We start from the raw sequence: 17,179 nt of genomic DNA, 5'->3' as shown, positions 1-17,179 counted from the left end.
TCCTATTGATTCTTAACTGTCGGGATCGGCTTGCCGCTGCCGGGAGATCCGCCTTCTGCCGTTCTGCCTGCACGCGTTACAGCGATCCGCTTTTGACTGTTCGGGCCGTCAGCTACTGACACTCTGATGCTTCGAAATGTGCCGTCTCGTCGATCGTTCGTCGGAATATAGCCAATTGAATATTGTGTTCTGATCTCGCTGGAAATTTCCTGTGCCAGCCGCGGCAGTTCAGCGGCACTGGTCGGAAAGTATGCTTTTCCACCAGTCTCAGCGGCCATTTTTTCCAGAAGCGCTTTTGATTTTGCCTGCGGGCTTTTGCTTATAAAGCCGCCCTCATTGCTGAGTTCATCCACAAACCCGATCGCATAGATCTGGACCTCCGATTCCCGCAGTAGTTCGATCAACTGCTTTTCGCTGTAGTAGCTGTTTCTGTCCTCACCATCGGTTACAAGGATCAAAGCACGCCTTTTGCGGTCCTCGCGGTCGTTCTTTTCATAAGAATCAACGTTTTCAACGGTCAAATATACAGCGTCAATAACGGCCGTCTGGCCGCCTTCGATGAATAAATTCTCGAGCGCGTCTATCAGGTCCGTCTTGTTAGGCGTAAATGGCTGCTCGATCTCGATCTTGTCCCTGCCGATGAAGCGGACGATCATAGTTTCGTCTTCTGCACGATTAGCGTTAACGAAAACCTTGCCTGCCTCAATAACTTTGTCCAATTGCCGCCTCATCGAACCCGAATTGTCGACTACGATGGCGTAATTTGTAGGAACTTCTGCCTGCGAAAAGAACTCGATCTGCTGCTGAACGCCATCCTCGAATATCCGAAATTCGTTCTGCCGAAGGTTATTGATGGGCCTATTGTTACGATCAATGACGCGGACACTCAAATTGACCAGTTCCGTATCGACCTTGATAACTTCATCTGATTCGTCGGGGGTCGGCGAAGGTTTGATGCTCGGCGGCGTCGCAGTCGGGGACGGCGATGGGGTCACCGTCTGTGCGGTTGTTACATCAAAAGAGACCACCGCTGCAATAACAGCAATGGAGAGGGTGAAGAACAGGATTCTCGGGCTGATCATCGACATTTTCTCGTAACGATTTCTACTTGTAGTTTGTATTCGGCGTAGCGTAATAGCCTTCGCGGCTTCGAACAGTAAGCCTCGGGAGTCCCCGCGGCGGCTTGACTCTGACCTTCACCTTTCTCCATTTACCGTCCGGCTGGAAATCCGTTGGAATATAGCCGACAGAATACTGATGGCGAAGTTCTAATGCGATACGTTCGAAGATCTCGTCCATTTCGACATCCGTTCGGGGGAAAAAGGCCTTTCCGCCCGTGACGGATGTCAACTCCTCCAAGAACGCCTGGCCCTGCATCCCGAGGGCGTTCATCGCGTCCGCACGGTCGATGATCCCGACGGCGTAGGTTATTACATCTGCCTCGCGCATCAAACGCCTGACCTCATTAAAGTTGTAACGGGACGCATTATCCTGACCGTCACTAATAATTAGCAGTGCTCTTTTCTGATGGCTTCCGCGTGTAACACGTTCGATGCCTAAGTAAACGGCATCGTAAAGTGCAGTGTTTGCTTTTGGCTGTACCAATGTGAGCTTTCGAAGCACCGAATCTCCGTCTCGAGTTCGATCCGTCAAAAGCTGGGCCCGGCTGTTGAAAGCAATAAGAAAATACTCGTCATTCGGATGGCTGGTCCGGATGAACCTCTCGAGGGCGTTTCGCGCCTTGCCTATCTTCGTGCCGCTCATCGAGCCCGAAACATCAAATAGAATTCCGATCGAGATAGGAGCGTCGCTGTCGCTGAAGAACACGATATCCTGATCCCGGTTGTTATCAGAGACCGTAAAAGCGTTCCTGGAAAGCCCGGAAACATAGCGTCCGTATTGATCGGTTACTGTAAGAGTGAGAGTCACCAGATCCGTCTTAATGCGCACCGGCGAATCACGGTCATCGGGAGGGGTCGGTGCGGGCGTTTGAGCCCGAATGGCCGCCATGCCTGCGAGCAATAAAACAACGGCCAGAAACATTGAGTTCAAAACTCGCGGATCTGCTTTGATTCCTATTCGACCGACGTAAGATCTCCCCATTTTACAAACCTTGAATGACCTTCATACTATTGGATTGCGGCTACATGTGCAAGACAATCTTTCGATGTCCGCAAGTCTCTAAAAGTTGTTCTTCGCCTCGTTCGCATCGCCGGATGTTTTTGGAACAGCGCGATGACTGATACGTGTTATCATCTAGAGAAAATCGAGTAGTTCGAACTTTTGCATATTTTTTGACCCTCGAATGAACGAATATATCTGCAGGTTAGGTACTCCGTCGGGTGAGGTAATTACACGGGTCGTTGAGGCAACTGGTGTCGCCGAGGCACGCAATGCTCTGGAGAAAGAGGGTTTTAGAGTGTTCGCGGTGTCGTCGCCCGGTGAAGGACTTTCTGCGCTAGTTTCAGGCGGTGCGAAGGGGAAAAAGGTAAAGCAGGCGGATTTTCTGCTTTTCAATCAACAACTATCGGCTCTTTTGCGGGCAGGCATCCCGGTGCTGCAGTCGATCGGCCTGTTGAAGACACGCAGTGCGTCAGCAAATTTGAGGACGGTCCTCGCTGATGTCGAGGACAAGATCAAAAACGGTATTCCGTTATCCGAAGCGTTTGAATCACAGGGCATTTTCCCCAGAATTTACACGGCATCAATCCTAGCCGGCGAGCGAAGCGGCGCATTGGATGATGTCCTTGCCCGTTTTGTCGAATACTTGAGGCGAAGCGTCGGTGTTTCGAGAAAGCTGCGAGGTGCACTGGCATATCCTGCGTTCCTGCTTTTCGCGGCGATGCTGATGGTCGCGTTCCTGACGCTTTATATCGTTCCGCGAATGTCGGACCTGTTCAAAAGCCTAAGCGCGAACAGAACGATGCCGACCATCACGCTTGTGGTCCTGTGGATCTTTAATACGCTCGCCGCAAATATAGTGTGGCTATTGCCGGTTACATTGATCGTAGTACTCGTCCTGGTTTTCTGGCTAAGGACATCCTCAGGTAAGCTTCTGCTGCACAAAGTTCTTTTAAAGGTCCCGATCGGCGGTCAGTTGATCCGGAACATGACTACGGCACAACTCGCCAGGTCACTCTCTACTCTTATCTCGGGCGGTATTACCGTGCCCGAGGCCTGGGATATTTCGTCACAGGCGATCAACAATCTGGAACTTCGCCGCCGCAGCCAGAATGTTCTCCCGATGATCCGGGAAGGTCGCGGATTTACGGAGGCATTGGAAATGGCAAATTGGGTACCGGAGCTGGCCTTGGATATGATCGGAATCGGCGAAAGGTCCGGAAGCTTACGCGAAATGCTCGATGAGGTCGCTACATTTTATGATGCCGAGGCCGAGGTCAGACTTGAGCAGTTCACGACGCTGCTCGAACCGGCGATCCTGCTTTTTATGGCCGGAATCGTCGTTTCGATCCTGCTTGCCATCTATTTGCCGATCATTCAAATGATCTCTGCCGGACCGATGGCGGGCAGATGACACAGCGATACTATGAGTGAAGAAACCATCACCACAAGCATAAAAGGGCTTAACGATACTGAGCACGATCCGCCTGAAGTAGTTGCGGCAAAGCAGTTGGCCTCGAGATACCGGCTGCCCTATATCGATCTGCTTCCGCCCGACCAGCCGTCACCGATCGATGTCGACCAGCTCTCACAGATCCCTGTGGACCTCATGCTTCGGAATCAATTTGTCCCGCTTCGTCGGGAAAACGGAAGCCTGCATGCGGCTATGGCCGATCCGAGTAATCTTGAGCGGCTGGACGAGCTTGAGAATGTTCTGAATGTCCGTATTGTCCCGTATGTTGCGACCGCCGGTGCGATCGATGTCGTGCTGCGTCGCGGTGATTCCACTCAACGTGTTCTTCAAGAGGCCGCATCTACATTCAAAATATCGCTGGTCAAAGAGACGGAACACGGCGAGGAGGTCCTCGATCTGGACCGGCTGGCGTCGGACAGTGATATGTCGCCGATCATCAAGCTCGTCGACACCATCCTTTACAACGCAATGGAATCTCGGGCCTCCGATATTCACATAGAGACAAGAGAACGCGATGTACAGGTCAAGTTCCGCATTGATGGTGCGTTGTATGCGAAGGTCGACCCGATTGACATCGCTTTTCATCAGACGCTGATATCGCGTATCAAGGTAATGTCCGAACTCGACATTGCAGAACGCCGCATTCCGCAAGACGGCCGTTTTCGCGTGATCTACAAGGGCCGCACGGTCGATTTCCGTGTTTCCATAATGCCTACCATTTTCGGCGAGGATGCGGTGATCCGTATTCTCGATAAGGAACAGATCAATGAGAGCTTTAAGAATCTGAATCTGGACGTCGTCGGTTTTGATGACGAGGATGTCAGGCGTTTTAGGATCTATATCAAGGAACCCTACGGCATGGTACTCGTTACGGGGCCGACCGGTTCTGGTAAAACCACGACACTCTACGCTGCCCTGAATGAGATACGCAACGATGAGGACAAGATCATCACCATCGAGGATCCCGTCGAATACCAGCTTCACGGCATTGTGCAGATCCCGGTGAACGAGAAAAAAGGACTAACGTTCGCACGCGGCCTCCGCTCAATTCTTCGACACGACCCGGACAAGATCATGGTCGGCGAAATTCGTGACGAAGAGACCGCTCAGATCGCGATCCAATCGGCTTTGACAGGCCACCTGGTTTTTACGACGGTCCACGCAAATAACGTTATTGACGTCATCGGCCGTTTCTTGAATATGGGCGTCGAGCCCTATAATTTCGTCTCTTCGCTGAACTGCGTACTTGCACAGCGGCTAATTCGACTGTTGTGCCCGACCTGTAAGCGGCCATATCAGCCGGCGGAAGAAGAGCTTGTTGAATCAGCCTTAGACCCGAAGGAATTCATCGGCACCGAATTTTATCGCAGCGTAGGCTGCGATGCATGCAACCATACCGGATACCGAGGACGCTCTGCTATCCATGAACTTCTGGACATGACCGACAATATCCGAGAGATGATCATCGAACGCCGGCCCGGCAGCGAAATACGCCGCCAAGCCGAAAAAGAAGGACTCTCGTCGCTTCGCGAATCAGCCGTCAAAAAGGTCGCCAGCGGACAGACGACGCTTTACGAGATCAATCGCGTGACGTTCGTCGAGGAGATCAGACGATGAGACAGTTCTTTTCTTTGTTAATTACCGTTATTTTTTTGGGATCTATGACCGCAGCCCAAAGTGAGGGAGATCCGGAAAATTGGTGCCGTGCCGGTAAATTTACCGTTGAAACCGAGAATTACCGCCTTGCGTCCGTAAAAGCGATTAAGGGCGGAAGGAGTTATTTTTATAACGATTTTACCGATGATTGTCCTGAAGCTGACAACTGCAGGGAAAAGGCATATGTTGTTTCGGGAGACCAGGTGGTCATCTCGAACGAACGCAACGGATTTGCTTGTGCATGGTTCACGCCCGTAAAAGGAACCGGCTACGTCGGTTGGCTTAAAACGAGCGATCTAAATTATTGGCCGGTCAATAAAAGGCCCGGCATTGCGTCGTGGTACGGCTCTTGGCGATACGGCGAGAACGAGATCAAGTTCGAAGCGACCAGGGTGCGCGGCTATTTGAACGTTATCGGTACCGCGTTTTGGAAAGGCCTCGGTGACAATATCCACATCGGCGAACTTGGGAACAAAGGAAAAGTCGATGCTAATGTCGTTGAGTATTCCGACGGTGAAGATGAATACGACTGCAAAGCGACGATGAGGCTTGTCGGCCAATTTCTCGTTGTCCGCGACAATATGAATTGCGGCGGAGCGAACGTCACCTTTTCCGGTGTTTACCGCAAAGCCAAGAAGTAGCCTCGCCTAGATCAATTCTTTATAAACGGCTGGGTCGACGTTTCCGCCGCTGACAACTAGGCATAGTTTCTTGCCTCTCAATCGTTCAGTATCTTCCAAAATAGCTCCCAGCGTTAGAGCTCCCGTCGGCTCGCATTTCAGGTTCCCGAGGCCGTAATACATTCTAACCGCCTCAGCGATCTTCTCGTCCGAAACCTCGATCATATCCTTCACACCGTCGCGAATGATGGGCCAGTTCAGCTTTCCCAACGAGATCGTCCGTGCGCCGTCGGCGATGGTTGTCGGTTCGGTTTCATTGGGAATCAGGCGGCCTTCGCGAAACGATCGTGTAGCGTCGTTGCCGAGCAGCGGTTCCGCACCGAAAACTTCCGCCGTGTCGCCGTTGCGGCAAAGGCCTGTCACGACACCCGATATCAGGCCGCCGCCGCCGACCGGCACTAGAACAGCGTCAAAACCGCGTCCTGACAGTTCGTCGCCGAGCGTCGAATTGCCCGCGATGACGAATTCATCATCATACGCCGACGCGTGATACGCGTCGGGCATCTTCGCAGCCAACTCGGCAACACGTTCGTTGCGGCCGATGATCTTTGTATCTATCAGATCTACCGTCGCACCGAAATCGCGAACCGCGTCGATCTTGACCTGTGCCGAAGTTTCCGGCATGACAACGGTGCATCGCTTGCCGGTGAGCTTGCACGCGTACGCCAGCGCCTGGCCGAAATTGCCGCTCGACGCGGTCACTATCTCGTCCTGCTCGACGTTTATCGCCAGATTGTACGCAGCCCGAAACTTAAAACTGCCCGTATGCTGAAACGTCTCGCTCGCGATGGTAATGTCGAGCCCGAGCGCATCATTGAGCTTCGACGAAACGACAAACGTCGTCGGCCTAATAGCTTTCAATAATTGCGAATTGATCATCGAAGGCAATTGTAAATTGTAAATTGTGAAATTGTTAATTGGTAAATAAATATCCGGCCTGTCAGATCGCACGATCAGAGATCAGACAAACAATCCGACTTCGCTGTGGCATAATCAAGACTATGACATCGCAATTCGGAATGATCGGTCTCGGCACAATGGGCCGCAATTTTCTCTTGAACGTCACCGAACACGGCTTTTCGGCTGTCGGCTTTGATATTGACGCGGCCAAGCGCGACCTTCTGCTGTCCGAAGGAGTCGGTTTGCCGGTCGATACAGCGCCGGACCTCGCCGAATTCGTCTCAAAGCTCGCCGCGCCGCGCAGCATTATGCTTCTTGTGCCCGCGGGTCCGATCGTTGACAGTGTGATCGCAGAACTCACACCGCTGATTGCCGAAGGCGACCTGATCATCGACGGCGGTAATTCTCACTACACAGACACCGACCGGCGCATGGCCTATCTGGCGGCGAAGGGCATCGGTTTCCTCGGCGTCGGCGTGTCCGGCGGCGAAGAAGGAGCCCGCCGCGGGCCGAGCATCATGCCCGGCGGACCTCGCGACTATTACGACCGCGTCGAGCCTGTTTTTCAGGCGGTCGCGGCGAAAGTGAACGGCGAGCCGTGCGTTGCATATATGGGTTCGGGTTCCGCGGGCCATTTCGTCAAGATGGTCCACAACGGCATCGAATACGGCATGATGCAGCTGATCGCTGAGACGCACGACTATATGCGGCGTGCTCTGCATATGCAGAATACCGAGCTGCACCGCACCTTTGGCGAATGGAACAGCGGCGAATTATCGTCCTTTTTGATCGAAATAACGTCGATCGTGCTCAAAAAGATCGACGCCGAAACAGGCCGTCCGCTTGTCGAACTCATCCTCGACACGGCCGGGCAAAAGGGAACCGGCAAATGGACGTCGCAGGCGGCGATGGACCTCGGGGTTCCTGTGCCGACGATAGATTGTGCGGTCACCCTGCGGCAGATCTCTTCACGCAAACAGCTTCGTCAACAGATCTCTGCGAAATACGACGACATCCACGCCACCGCTGACCTCAGCCGCTCACGCACATCGATAAATGAGCTGAAAGACGGGCTTTACGCCGCGATCGTTTTGACCTACATACAGGGAATGTCGATGCTGCAGGCGGCGTCCGTGGAACGCGGTTACGGCCTGGACCTCGCAGAGATCGCGAAAATATGGCGCGGAGGCTGCATTATTCGTTCAAAATTGCTCGAAACCATCCGCGAAGCCTACGCCGCAAACCCCGCCATCGAGACCTTGCTTCTTGATGACCGTTTTTCACGTATTCTGCTTTCACGCAGCCGCTCGCTGCGAAAGGCCGTCATCTCTTTCAACGAGAATGCCATCCCGTCCGCCTGCATGTCGTCCGCACTGGCGTATTTCGACGCATTCCGCTCCGCAAACCTGCCCGCAAACCTCATCCAGGCCCAACGCGACTACTTCGGAGCCCACACTTACCAGCGGATCGATCAGGAAGGCATCTTCCACACCGACGACTGGGAATAACCGCCGGACCGCAGGCTGCCAGCCTGCAAACCTTTTGCCGCGGGACCGCAGGCAGCTTGCCTTGTCAGAACCACCTGCGGTAGCGGGTGGTTGAACGCATGCGCCTCCGCCGGACCGCCTCCGCCGGACCGCAGGCTGCCAGCCTGCAAACCTTTTGCCGCCGGGACCGCAGGCAGCTTGCCTTGTCAGAACCACCTGCGGTAGCGGGTGGTTGAACGCCTGCGCCTCCGCCGGGACCGCCTCCGCCGGACCGCAGTCTGCCAGCCTGCAACCTTTTGCCGCGGGACCGCAGGCAGCTTGCCTTGTCAGAACCACCTGCGGTAGCGGGTGGTTGAACGCATGCGCCTCCGCCGGACCGCCTCCGCCGGACCGCAGGCAGCCTGCCTGCATCAGAACCGGGGTGGTTGAACGTCCATCAGATCTTCTAGACGGGCATTCCGGCCGTGCGGAAAATTGCGATCGCAGAGTCGCCGATCCTGCAAAGGGCCTTAGTTGCAAAAGCCCGCGCGTCATCAAGGGCGAAACACTCAACGTCATCATCCCAAAACCCCTTCCCGCCGCCAACGCCGACCAACCCATAAATCCTAGAGAAACCGACCCCAGCGATCTCATCGCTACTAATTAATATGTTCTATAAAATAATTCGGCTCGAACCGAATTTAGTGTAATATTTCCCCATGAAAAACATCCTTCTCTCGTCAGTCATTTGCTTGGTTTGTAGTTTTGTATTGATCGGTCAGACCCCGCCGCGAACACCCGAGTTTTCCGAAAACGAGCAGGTCACTACGGCAAACACTCCAAAGGTGGAACCTCGAACACTCGACGAACTCAAATCGCCTATATCATCACGCGTGAACAGGTCGAACAATTGGCCAACGCACAGTAAAGTTGAGATTCGTATCGGCGAAGCGAAGCCTCGCGAGATCAAGCCGAAAATTTTGAAGAGATGGAAGTCGTTGCTGGATGCTACCAAACTAGAAATAAAGAACTAAGTATTCCAACTCGCAGTGACCGTTCGGCAAAAACGCGAGAATATAAGCCGGCTGAGGTATATTGGGATATTTATGGGAATCAAAATCTCAGAAAGCAAACTTCACTGGAACTACTATCTTGCTCTCGAGCGGGATATGGATAAAGTTTCGAGATTTATCGAGTTTAGCAAGCCGAACATGAAGACCTATTCAATCGAGCTTGCCCACTTACTTTTTGCGGCGGCATCTGAGGTTGATGTTGTTTGTAAAAGTCTGTGTAAACTACTTGATGACAATTGCAAACGTGGAAATATAGTAGATTATCGCGCCGTAATCACCGCCAATCTGAAAGAATTTTCAAAAGAAAAGGCATATGCACCACGGCACGGACTACAACTTGATCCGTGGAGTTCGTGGCGAACACGAAATGAGAAATCTAACCCGGTCTGGTGGAAAGCTAATACCCAAGTTAAACACTATCGAAATGAACATTTTCGCCACGCAACTCTAATGAACGCACTGAACGCTTTGGCAGGATTACATATATGCGTGTTTCATTATTATAAACAGTTATTGACGGGAGAGATGGGTGAGATTCCGCGAAATAAGGATGTAAACTTAGAACTGCGACCAGAGCCCCAGTTGATATTTCTTAAAGATGAGTATTATGTTTCAACCGTCGTTATCTAATTTTTCCGAATTCGTTCGTCAGTAACTAATCCCGGGCTTCTCGATGCTGAATTTGGCTGCCTACTGCACAGGAAAATCACTGCTTGACACGCAAAAACCGCTTTTGCTATATTTCCTGCCGTTGGATTTTTGACAATTCGTTTTGTGTTGGGATCGTGGTGAAAACGCTGTTGGGTTGTGGGGTTTTTAGTGAAAGCTGATCGTTTGTGACCCGTGGCCGATGGCGGCCGGATCGGCGGTGATTGACGACGGAACGGATCACGGCGATTTTCCCCAACGCTTGACGATCTTCCCATAGGCGCATCTCACAAACTCAGCTCCCCACAATGGCCTCAGAAGCAGGACACGCACGCAATCTGCAGTACTTTCAGCAATTGATCTCGTTTGTGACCGGATACGGAGCGACATACGATCCGTCGGTTTTGGCGATACAGTTAACAACGCTGCAAACGCTTTACGCTCAGGCCAATACGGCTTTGCACAACGTCACTGACAAGCTGATGGAATGGAAGGTCGCCGTCAATGCTCGCGAAAACGAGTTTGCGGGCATTAGACAACTTGTTTCGCGTGTCGTGAACGCTTTTGCAGTGAGCGGTGCGGCTCCCAATGCGATCGAAGACGCCAAAAGTTTCAAACGTAAGATTGACGGAAAACGCGCAAAGGCAAAACCCGCGGATGACCCTAACACCGATGGTGACGAATCGGCAGGCAATAGCGTGTCGCAACGCAGCTATACGCAATTGGTCGAGCATCTCGAGGGTTTGATAGAGTTGCTGAAAGATGACGGCAATTACGCTCCTAATGAGGCCGAACTTTCGATCGCGGGGCTCGAGGCAAAGGTCGATGCGTTAAAGAACGCAAACAATGCCGTGATCAATACATTCACGCCGATCAGCAACGCTCGCATCGCCCGCAATGCGAAGTTCTATAACGACCCGGATTCGCTCGTTGAGACCGCCCGAAAGGTCAAACTGTACGTTCGTTCGCTCTACGGCCCGACATCGCCGCAATATAAGCAGTTGGTTCCGCTCAAATTCACGTCGTATAAGAAATAAGCCGCGACGCAAACGGGCAGAGGCTTCACGCGAACGGGCAAAGTCTTCACGCAAACGGGCAAAGCGTTTGGCGAAAAGGGCAAAGTCTTCACGCAAACGGGCAAAGCCTTCACGCAAACGGGCAAAGCCTTCACGCAAACAGGCAAAGCCTTCACGCAAACAGGCAGAACCTTTGGCGAAACGGGCAAAGCCTTTGGCGAAACGGGCAAAGCCTTTGGCGAAACGGGCAAGGCCGCCCGCGAAATGCGTTCAGACGATCTCCCAAGCGGATTCGGTCTTCAGCAGTTTGGACATGAGAGCGGCGTGGACGGCGTGGCCGGATTTGTGAGCGGTGATGCGGCCGATCACTGGCATACCGACAAGAGCGACATCGCCAATGATATCGAGTATTTTGTGACGTACGAATTCATCCGGCGTTCTGAGAGGCGTTTTGTTCAACATACCTTCATCGGTCAGCACAATTGCGTTATCCAAAGAGCCGCCGAGTGCGAGATTTGCCTTTCGCAGCATGTCGATCTCGTGAGTAAAGCCGAACGTGCGTGCTGAAGCGATATCGCGGCCGTATGGCGAGGAGACAGATGAGTGATCGCCGTTGGTTTCGGCGTAATGGAATGTTTGAATTCCTATGAAAGGGTGCGGAAAGTCGATGGTGCAGTCGATCTCGAATTTATCCGACGGCTCGATCGACATACGGCGGTCGCCCTGCTCGATCTCGACGCGTTTCTTTACGCGAAGCCGCCGCCGCGGCGCATTCTGCTCTATGATGCCGGCCTTTGCGATCAGCTCGACCCAATCTTCGCTTGATCCGTCGAGTATCGGCACCTCGATGTTGTCCAGATCGATGAAACAATTGTCCACGCCGCTGCCGCGAAGTGCCGAAAGCAGGTGTTCGCAGGTGGAAAGCACCACGCCTTTGCGTACAAGCGTCGTCGCGTACGAACAATGCGATATGTATTCGACCGACGCCGGTATCTCGAAATTATCAAGGTCCGTTCGGACGAATATGTAGCCCGTATTCTCAGGCGCAGGCCGCAGCGTGAGCGAAACTTCGGCCCCGGTATGCAGCCCGACGCCCGAAACGCTTGCCGTTGACGCGAGTGTGGTCTGATTCATCGCAAATTATCATTACAAACCGCGTGCCAACGCCATTTCGCCGGAAAACGCTGTAATTATCACATTCAAACCGCTTTCCACTGTCGCAGATAATCCCCTCTGTCGCGCCACCGCCACAGGGAAGCGGACGAATTTACTAATATCTGTTTACGAATTACAATCTAATCTGGAAACGAAATGCCTGTAATTTCAATCTTCTACGGCGTTACCGTGCTGATGTATTATTTCGATAACAAGCGGCACAATCTCCCGCACATCCACGTGCAACACGGAGATGATGAGGCCGTTATCGGAATACCCGACGGCGATGTGATCGAAGGCAGTTTGAGGCGTGCTCAGTTGCGGTTGGTGCAGGCTTGGATCGAGATCCATAAGGACGAGTTGATGAAGAACTGGGGGCTGGCTATCAACGGTGAATCTGTATCCAAGATCGAACCGTTAAGGTAGATTATGACAAAAGTTATAGATGCAAAAGCGAATGACGACCTGACGCTGGATCTTAAGTTTAGCGACGGTACCTTGCGAAGATTTGACGCGAAACCTTATCTCGATAAAGGGGTGTTTCGCGAACTGAACAACGTCGGTTACTTTAAGAGCTTTACGATCGCCTACGGCACGGTGACTTGGCCCAACGAGCAGGATTTCGCCCCTGAGACACTTTACGTAGAAAGCGAATTATTAAACTAAATGGCTATACAAACCGCCGGTCAAAGGACGGCGAAAACTAATAAGATACGCATTGAGAACGCCGCTTCCATCGATCTGCCGAAAGGTTACGAAGATTCGATAGAAAAGGTGTTCGAATTTTTGCCTGTTGAGCAGTACCGCGGTGTCGAACGCATAAAGATCGTCGATTTTATCAATGATCCGCGGCTAAAGAATATCGACGTTCCGATGAAAGGCGATCTGCCGGGGCTTTATCATCCGCGTGTGCAAAATCAGGCACCCTGGTTCGAGATATCGGCAGGTGCTCTGCTGCAGCCGACGGAGGGATTCTTTAAAAAATGGATGGCGAAAAGCGGATTCAAAGGAAACCTCGCGGGACTGCTGTTCTCGCTCGTCGGACAGCATTATTATCTGACGCTTCGCCATTCGGTCAAGAAGACAGGCCTCGAACCGCAGATCAGACAATACGCGGAGAAAAACCTAAAAGCCTGGGGCGAAAAACAAGCCGAAGGAAGCATTCGAGCGAAGCTGTTCAAACCTTTCCGCCCAGTCCTAGAACGCTGGGCAAAATGGCTGAATAAGAAAGCGAAGAAGTGAGAGTCTGGGAAGTCTAGGAAGTCTAGGAAGTCTAGGAAGTCTAGGAAGTCGAGGAAGTAGGTACCGGGAAATGGCGACGTTTAAGAGATTTGAAGACATTTTGGCTTGGCAGAAAGCGCGAGTTGTTACCGTTGATGTCTATGATCTTTGTCGTAATGATCATTTTTCTAAGGATTTTGACCTCCACAGTCAGATTCGACGATCTTCGACCTCAATAATGGCGAATATCGCTGAAGGTCAGGGCAGACGCACGGATAAAGACTTTGCCAATTTTCTCAATATTTCATTGGGATCGGTGGCAGAAACTAAATCGCACCTATATTTAGCATTTGATCTCGGATACATTGCCCAAACTGACTTTGATAACATTTACGAAAAGCTGGACGAGGTCGGTCGGATGATCTTCAGCTTGGTATCACATTTACGAAAATAGAAGAGCCGACAGAATTGTCTTCCCAGACTTCCAAGACTGTCGAGACTTTCTAGACTTACTATGAACTACTGGATGGTAAAACAAGAGCCCGACAAGTATTCTTGGGATGATTTTGTCGCTGAGGGGCAGACGGATTGGACGGGTGTAAGGAATTATCAAGCTCGTAACAATCTGCGCGAGATGAAAAAGGGCGACAAAGTGCTTTTTTATCATTCGAACGTCGGTAAAGAGGTTGTCGGCATTGCCAAAGTGACAAAGCCTGCGTTCCAAGACCCGACCACCGACGATGATCGCTGGGTCGCAATCGAGTTAACGCCGGTCAAAAAGCTCAAAAAGCCCGTTGGTTTAGCTGACATCAAAGGCAATCTTGCCCTCGCAAACCTAGGCCTGATAAAGCAATCGCAGCTTTCTGTGATCGCTGTTACCAAGGACGAATTCGAAGAAATTTTGAGCATGGCCCAATAAATCACTATGGATCTGCGGACTGCTGTTGAGTATTATCACGAACTTTTGTCGGACAACGAGGTCGCGGCAGCGTCGCTCGCGATGCTGGACGAGCAGCTCGAGTCGTCAAAGCTGATATTTGGCGGACGGCGTCTGACGCCCTATTTACGGCCGCATTTCGTCAGGCGTTCGGATTGGAAACGCGTGGTTGCGATCTGCGAAACTGTATTCGGAGCCCTGCAAAAGGTTAAGGACGCGGCTCTTGAGGACGAGAATATTCTCAATGAACTCGGCCTCACCGAGATCGAAAAGGACCTTATCCGCATCAACCCCGGCTATTCGCACGTTTCGCCTACCGCAAGGCTTGATTCGTTCCTTACGGATGATGCTTACAGTTTTGTCGAGCTTAACGGCGAAAGCCCCGCAGGCATCGCATTTTCAGATTCAGCTACCGAGATATTCAAGCAGCTTCCGGTAATGCGACGTTTCGCAGAGCGATATACATATAGCGGACTCGAAGGCCGCTCAAAGATGCGGCAAGTTTTGCTCGATTGTTACGAAGAGTATCTCGGCCATAAGCCCGAAACACCGCCCACTATTGCGATCGTCGATCTGAAAGACCTTCCGACCATCAAAGAATTTGAGCTTTTCCGCGATCATTTCAACGAAAATGGCTTGCAAGCGGTAATTTGTACGCCGGAAGATCTTTCGTTCGAGGGTTCACGACTTATGTGCGGGGAGCTGGAGATCGACGTTGTTTATAAACGCTTGCTGGTTAACGAGTATTTGCCGATCGCAGATGAGTATCCTGCACTTCTCGACGCGTACCGTGACGGCAAGGTCTGTATGGTCAACAGTTTCTGTGGGAAGCTTGTCCACAAAAAGGCGGTTTTTTCGATCTTGACCGACGAACGATATACACAGCTCTTCAACGACATTGAGCTGGACGCAATAAGGCTACATATCCCGTGGACACGCAATTTCACCTCTCGTGAAACCAGGTATTCCAACGAAGAGGTCGATTTGGTAGAATGGACGAGAGAGAATTCCTCGAAATTGGTCCTGAAGCCAAACGACGATTACGGCGGTCACGGCATCTTCATCGGCTGGAATTCTGACCCTTCTGAATGGGACGAAGCGATAGAGGTTGCCCTCGCCGACGGCGATTACCTCGTTCAAGAACGCGTCCCGACGGCGAAGGAAGTTTTCCCGATGATCACTGATGATTCCGGGAATTGGCAACTTACGGAGCAGCTTGTTGACCTTGATCCGCTTCTTTTTACCGGAAAGGTCGGCTCGGCTTTCACACGACTCTCCTCCAGCGAACTTGCAAACGTAACAGCAGGCGGCGGCATGGTACCGACGTTCATAATTGAAGATGAGTAAGATGAAATTATTAGTGATCTGTTTAACGTTATTCGCTCTTCCGGTGAGCATTACCGCTCAGAGAAATGCGAGTAAAAGCCAAACCCAGACGCCTGCTCTGTTTCGCGTCATTAATGTGTCGGAAGGCCTGGCCCCTGAATCAAGAACTTCGATAGCTGCGGTCAAAGAGGCAGAGATCGTTTTTGACCGGCCGGCGGCGGAATACGCGCGTGCCGCACGTATTGATATTCCGCTGCTTGACGGCAGGGTTTTTCGTGCAGAACGAACTTATGCGGAAACGAGGGCGTTAGACGACCACAGTTGGTTCGGAAAGGCCAAGATCGGAGAATATGAAGGTGACATTACGCTGACCTTCAAAGGCGGATACGTGGCCGGCCGTATATTTACTTTTGAAAAGACATACGAGATAGTGCCGAAGGGAAACAAGCACATTCTCATGGAACTCGACGGCTCCTTGTTTCCGGAATGCGCGGGTGAAGTTAAGGGAGATCCGGGATATATTCGCGAGACGCCCGGAGCAACAGTTGATTCGGGCGACCGTATAGACGTTTTGGTTGTATACACCTCTTCGGTGAGGACCTCGCTTGGCGGCGATGCTCAGGCTCAAACTTTCGCTCAGCAGGCGATCGATGCTTCGAATGGTACGTATTTCAACAGTAAAATACGGCAACGACTTAGGTTGGTCGGAGCTCAGTTGACCGCCTTGAACGAGACCGGCAGTTTTAGCAGCGAGCTTTCAAATCTTCGCAATGATGCTGCTACTGCAACGCTGCGGAATACTACTAACGCCGATATGGTCGCGATGCTGACCAATTCTACCGAAGCTTGCGGCATCGGTTATCTGATGGGTGCACCGGGCGGCAATCCTAATAATGGTTTTTCTGTGACCGCCCGAACTTGTGCCGTCGGCAACCTTACTTTTGCACACGAACTTGGTCATAACATGGGCAGCCAGCACAATCCGGAAAATGGATCAGGCCCGACATATCCTTATAGTTACGGGCATTGGCATAACGGCATGTACCGGACGGTAATGTCCTATGTGAACCCGTGTACAAGCGGCTGCAACCGAGCCCCTTATTTTTCGAATCCGGACATTATTTACGCAGGTCTGCCGACTGGCATCGCGGACGCACGCGATAATGCTCGATCGATAAACAACACCGCAGATTGGATCGCGAATTATCGATACAGCGGCTCTAATTTGATGCTTTCGAATATGAACGGCGGCGGCGTGATGAGGCGAATGGCCAATCAAACTCTGAGTTGGACATCGGATAACATTACGGGCAATGTTCGTATCGAGCTTTCACGCGACGGCGGAACTTCTTGGGAGACCGTTTCCGCAAGTACGCCGAATGATGGCTCGGAAGCCATTCGAGTGTTTGGTAAACCGACGCAACAGGGTCGAATTCGCATCGTTAGCCTCAACAATACGATCATCTCCGATTCCAGCGTGAACAACTTCCGCATTCAGTAGCGTTT

17 protein-coding genes are annotated in these 17,179 nt (G+C 51.9%); 13 read left to right on the top strand and 4 right to left on the bottom strand.

The window, feature by feature from the left end:
- Positions 1 to 2: 2 nt before the first annotated feature.
- Entirely contained in the window at positions 3 to 1,082 is a 1,080-nt protein-coding gene (locus IPM50_01815; GenBank protein QQS33342.1) for a VWA domain-containing protein, read from the bottom strand.
- 22 nt (positions 1,083 to 1,104) lie between these two features.
- Entirely contained in the window at positions 1,105 to 2,043 is a 939-nt protein-coding gene (locus IPM50_01810; protein ID QQS33341.1) for a VWA domain-containing protein, read from the bottom strand.
- A 262-nt stretch (positions 2,044 to 2,305) separates the two neighbouring features.
- Between IPM50_01810 and IPM50_01805 the strand changes: the two genes are divergently transcribed.
- Genes IPM50_01805 through IPM50_01795 form a run of 3 tightly spaced genes read left to right on the top strand, consistent with a single transcriptional unit; the run spans position 2,306 to position 5,892 of the window.
- Positions 2,306 to 3,535, top strand: coding sequence for a type II secretion system F family protein (locus IPM50_01805; protein QQS33340.1), 1,230 nt, complete (start codon positions 2,306 to 2,308; stop codon positions 3,533 to 3,535).
- 12 nt (positions 3,536 to 3,547) lie between these two features.
- Positions 3,548 to 5,212, top strand: a complete 1,665-nt coding sequence (locus tag IPM50_01800; protein ID QQS33339.1) for a type II/IV secretion system protein — start codon at positions 3,548 to 3,550, stop codon at positions 5,210 to 5,212.
- Positions 5,209 to 5,892, top strand: a complete 684-nt coding sequence (locus IPM50_01795; GenBank protein QQS33338.1) for a hypothetical protein — start codon at positions 5,209 to 5,211, stop codon at positions 5,890 to 5,892. Before IPM50_01800 ends, IPM50_01795 begins: the two co-directional genes overlap by 4 nt.
- A 6-nt stretch (positions 5,893 to 5,898) precedes the next feature.
- Here IPM50_01795 and IPM50_01790 read toward each other — a convergent pair whose 3' ends face one another.
- Positions 5,899 to 6,819: a pyridoxal-phosphate dependent enzyme gene (locus IPM50_01790; protein QQS33337.1), complete on the bottom strand. Its 921-nt coding sequence runs from the start codon at positions 6,817 to 6,819 to the stop codon at positions 5,899 to 5,901.
- Positions 6,820 to 6,932: 113 nt separating this feature from the next.
- Between IPM50_01790 and gndA the strand changes: the two genes are divergently transcribed.
- From gndA to IPM50_01775, 3 genes are all read left to right on the top strand, one after another.
- Positions 6,933 to 8,339, top strand: coding sequence for an NADP-dependent phosphogluconate dehydrogenase (gene gndA, locus IPM50_01785; GenBank protein ID QQS33336.1), 1,407 nt, complete (start codon positions 6,933 to 6,935; stop codon positions 8,337 to 8,339).
- Between the two features lie 1,064 nt (positions 8,340 to 9,403).
- Entirely contained in the window at positions 9,404 to 10,000 is a 597-nt protein-coding gene (locus IPM50_01780; protein ID QQS33335.1) for a hypothetical protein, read from the top strand.
- 326 nt (positions 10,001 to 10,326) lie between these two features.
- Entirely contained in the window at positions 10,327 to 11,055 is a 729-nt protein-coding gene (locus IPM50_01775) for a hypothetical protein (protein QQS33334.1), read from the top strand.
- Positions 11,056 to 11,304: 249 nt separating this feature from the next.
- On the opposite strand, the gene IPM50_01770 is transcribed toward IPM50_01775, so the two are convergent.
- Entirely contained in the window at positions 11,305 to 12,168 is an 864-nt protein-coding gene (locus IPM50_01770) for a UDP-3-O-acyl-N-acetylglucosamine deacetylase (GenBank protein QQS33333.1), read from the bottom strand.
- A gap of 177 nt (positions 12,169 to 12,345) precedes the next feature.
- Here IPM50_01770 and IPM50_01765 point away from each other — a divergent pair, with 177 nt between their 5' ends.
- The 7 genes from IPM50_01765 to IPM50_01735 all read left to right on the top strand — a co-directional run bounded on the left by IPM50_01765 (position 12,346) and on the right by IPM50_01735 (position 17,174).
- Entirely contained in the window at positions 12,346 to 12,615 is a 270-nt protein-coding gene (locus IPM50_01765) for a DUF4160 domain-containing protein (GenBank protein QQS33332.1), read from the top strand.
- A gap of 3 nt (positions 12,616 to 12,618) precedes the next feature.
- On the top strand, positions 12,619 to 12,855 hold the full coding sequence (locus IPM50_01760) for a DUF2442 domain-containing protein (GenBank protein QQS33331.1): 237 nt from the start codon (positions 12,619 to 12,621) through the stop codon (positions 12,853 to 12,855).
- Entirely contained in the window at positions 12,856 to 13,431 is a 576-nt protein-coding gene (locus IPM50_01755) for a hypothetical protein (GenBank protein ID QQS33330.1), read from the top strand.
- A gap of 70 nt (positions 13,432 to 13,501) precedes the next feature.
- On the top strand, positions 13,502 to 13,864 hold the full coding sequence (locus tag IPM50_01750; GenBank protein ID QQS33329.1) for a four helix bundle protein: 363 nt from the start codon (positions 13,502 to 13,504) through the stop codon (positions 13,862 to 13,864).
- A 60-nt stretch (positions 13,865 to 13,924) separates the two neighbouring features.
- Positions 13,925 to 14,329, top strand: coding sequence for an EVE domain-containing protein (locus IPM50_01745; protein ID QQS33328.1), 405 nt, complete (start codon positions 13,925 to 13,927; stop codon positions 14,327 to 14,329).
- A 6-nt stretch (positions 14,330 to 14,335) separates the two neighbouring features.
- Entirely contained in the window at positions 14,336 to 15,694 is a 1,359-nt protein-coding gene (locus IPM50_01740; GenBank protein QQS33327.1) for a hypothetical protein, read from the top strand.
- Entirely contained in the window at positions 15,687 to 17,174 is a 1,488-nt protein-coding gene (locus tag IPM50_01735; protein QQS33326.1) for a hypothetical protein, read from the top strand. Before IPM50_01740 ends, IPM50_01735 begins: the two co-directional genes overlap by 8 nt.
- The last annotated feature ends 5 nt before the right edge of the window (positions 17,175 to 17,179 follow it).

The sequence above is a fragment of the Acidobacteriota bacterium genome, from assembly GCA_016700075.1.
GTDB lineage: Bacteria > Acidobacteriota > Blastocatellia > Pyrinomonadales > Pyrinomonadaceae > OLB17.
Note: the sequence above shows the minus strand (reverse complement) of the source record. Positions and strands in the feature narration are given on the sequence as shown.

Excerpts from the sequence above, each read along its gene's own strand:
- IPM50_01815 (QQS33342.1), bottom strand. The coding sequence starts at position 1,082 with ATGATCAGCCCGAGAATCCTGTTCTTCACCCTCTCCATTGCTGTTATT.
- IPM50_01810 (QQS33341.1), bottom strand. The coding sequence starts at position 2,043 with ATGTTTCTGGCCGTTGTTTTATTGCTCGCAGGCATGGCGGCCATTCGG.
- IPM50_01805 (QQS33340.1), top strand. The coding sequence starts at position 2,306 with ATGAACGAATATATCTGCAGGTTAGGTACTCCGTCGGGTGAGGTAATT.
- IPM50_01800 (QQS33339.1), top strand. The coding sequence starts at position 3,548 with ATGAGTGAAGAAACCATCACCACAAGCATAAAAGGGCTTAACGATACT.
- IPM50_01795 (QQS33338.1), top strand. The coding sequence starts at position 5,209 with ATGAGACAGTTCTTTTCTTTGTTAATTACCGTTATTTTTTTGGGATCT.
- gndA (QQS33336.1), top strand. The coding sequence starts at position 6,933 with ATGACATCGCAATTCGGAATGATCGGTCTCGGCACAATGGGCCGCAAT.
- IPM50_01780 (QQS33335.1), top strand. The coding sequence starts at position 9,404 with ATGGGAATCAAAATCTCAGAAAGCAAACTTCACTGGAACTACTATCTT.
- IPM50_01775 (QQS33334.1), top strand. The coding sequence starts at position 10,327 with ATGGCCTCAGAAGCAGGACACGCACGCAATCTGCAGTACTTTCAGCAA.
- IPM50_01770 (QQS33333.1), bottom strand. The coding sequence starts at position 12,168 with ATGAATCAGACCACACTCGCGTCAACGGCAAGCGTTTCGGGCGTCGGG.
- IPM50_01765 (QQS33332.1), top strand. The coding sequence starts at position 12,346 with ATGCCTGTAATTTCAATCTTCTACGGCGTTACCGTGCTGATGTATTAT.
- IPM50_01760 (QQS33331.1), top strand. The coding sequence starts at position 12,619 with ATGACAAAAGTTATAGATGCAAAAGCGAATGACGACCTGACGCTGGAT.
- IPM50_01755 (QQS33330.1), top strand. The coding sequence starts at position 12,856 with ATGGCTATACAAACCGCCGGTCAAAGGACGGCGAAAACTAATAAGATA.
- IPM50_01750 (QQS33329.1), top strand. The coding sequence starts at position 13,502 with ATGGCGACGTTTAAGAGATTTGAAGACATTTTGGCTTGGCAGAAAGCG.
- IPM50_01745 (QQS33328.1), top strand. The coding sequence starts at position 13,925 with ATGAACTACTGGATGGTAAAACAAGAGCCCGACAAGTATTCTTGGGAT.
- IPM50_01740 (QQS33327.1), top strand. The coding sequence starts at position 14,336 with ATGGATCTGCGGACTGCTGTTGAGTATTATCACGAACTTTTGTCGGAC.
- IPM50_01735 (QQS33326.1), top strand. The coding sequence starts at position 15,687 with ATGAGTAAGATGAAATTATTAGTGATCTGTTTAACGTTATTCGCTCTT.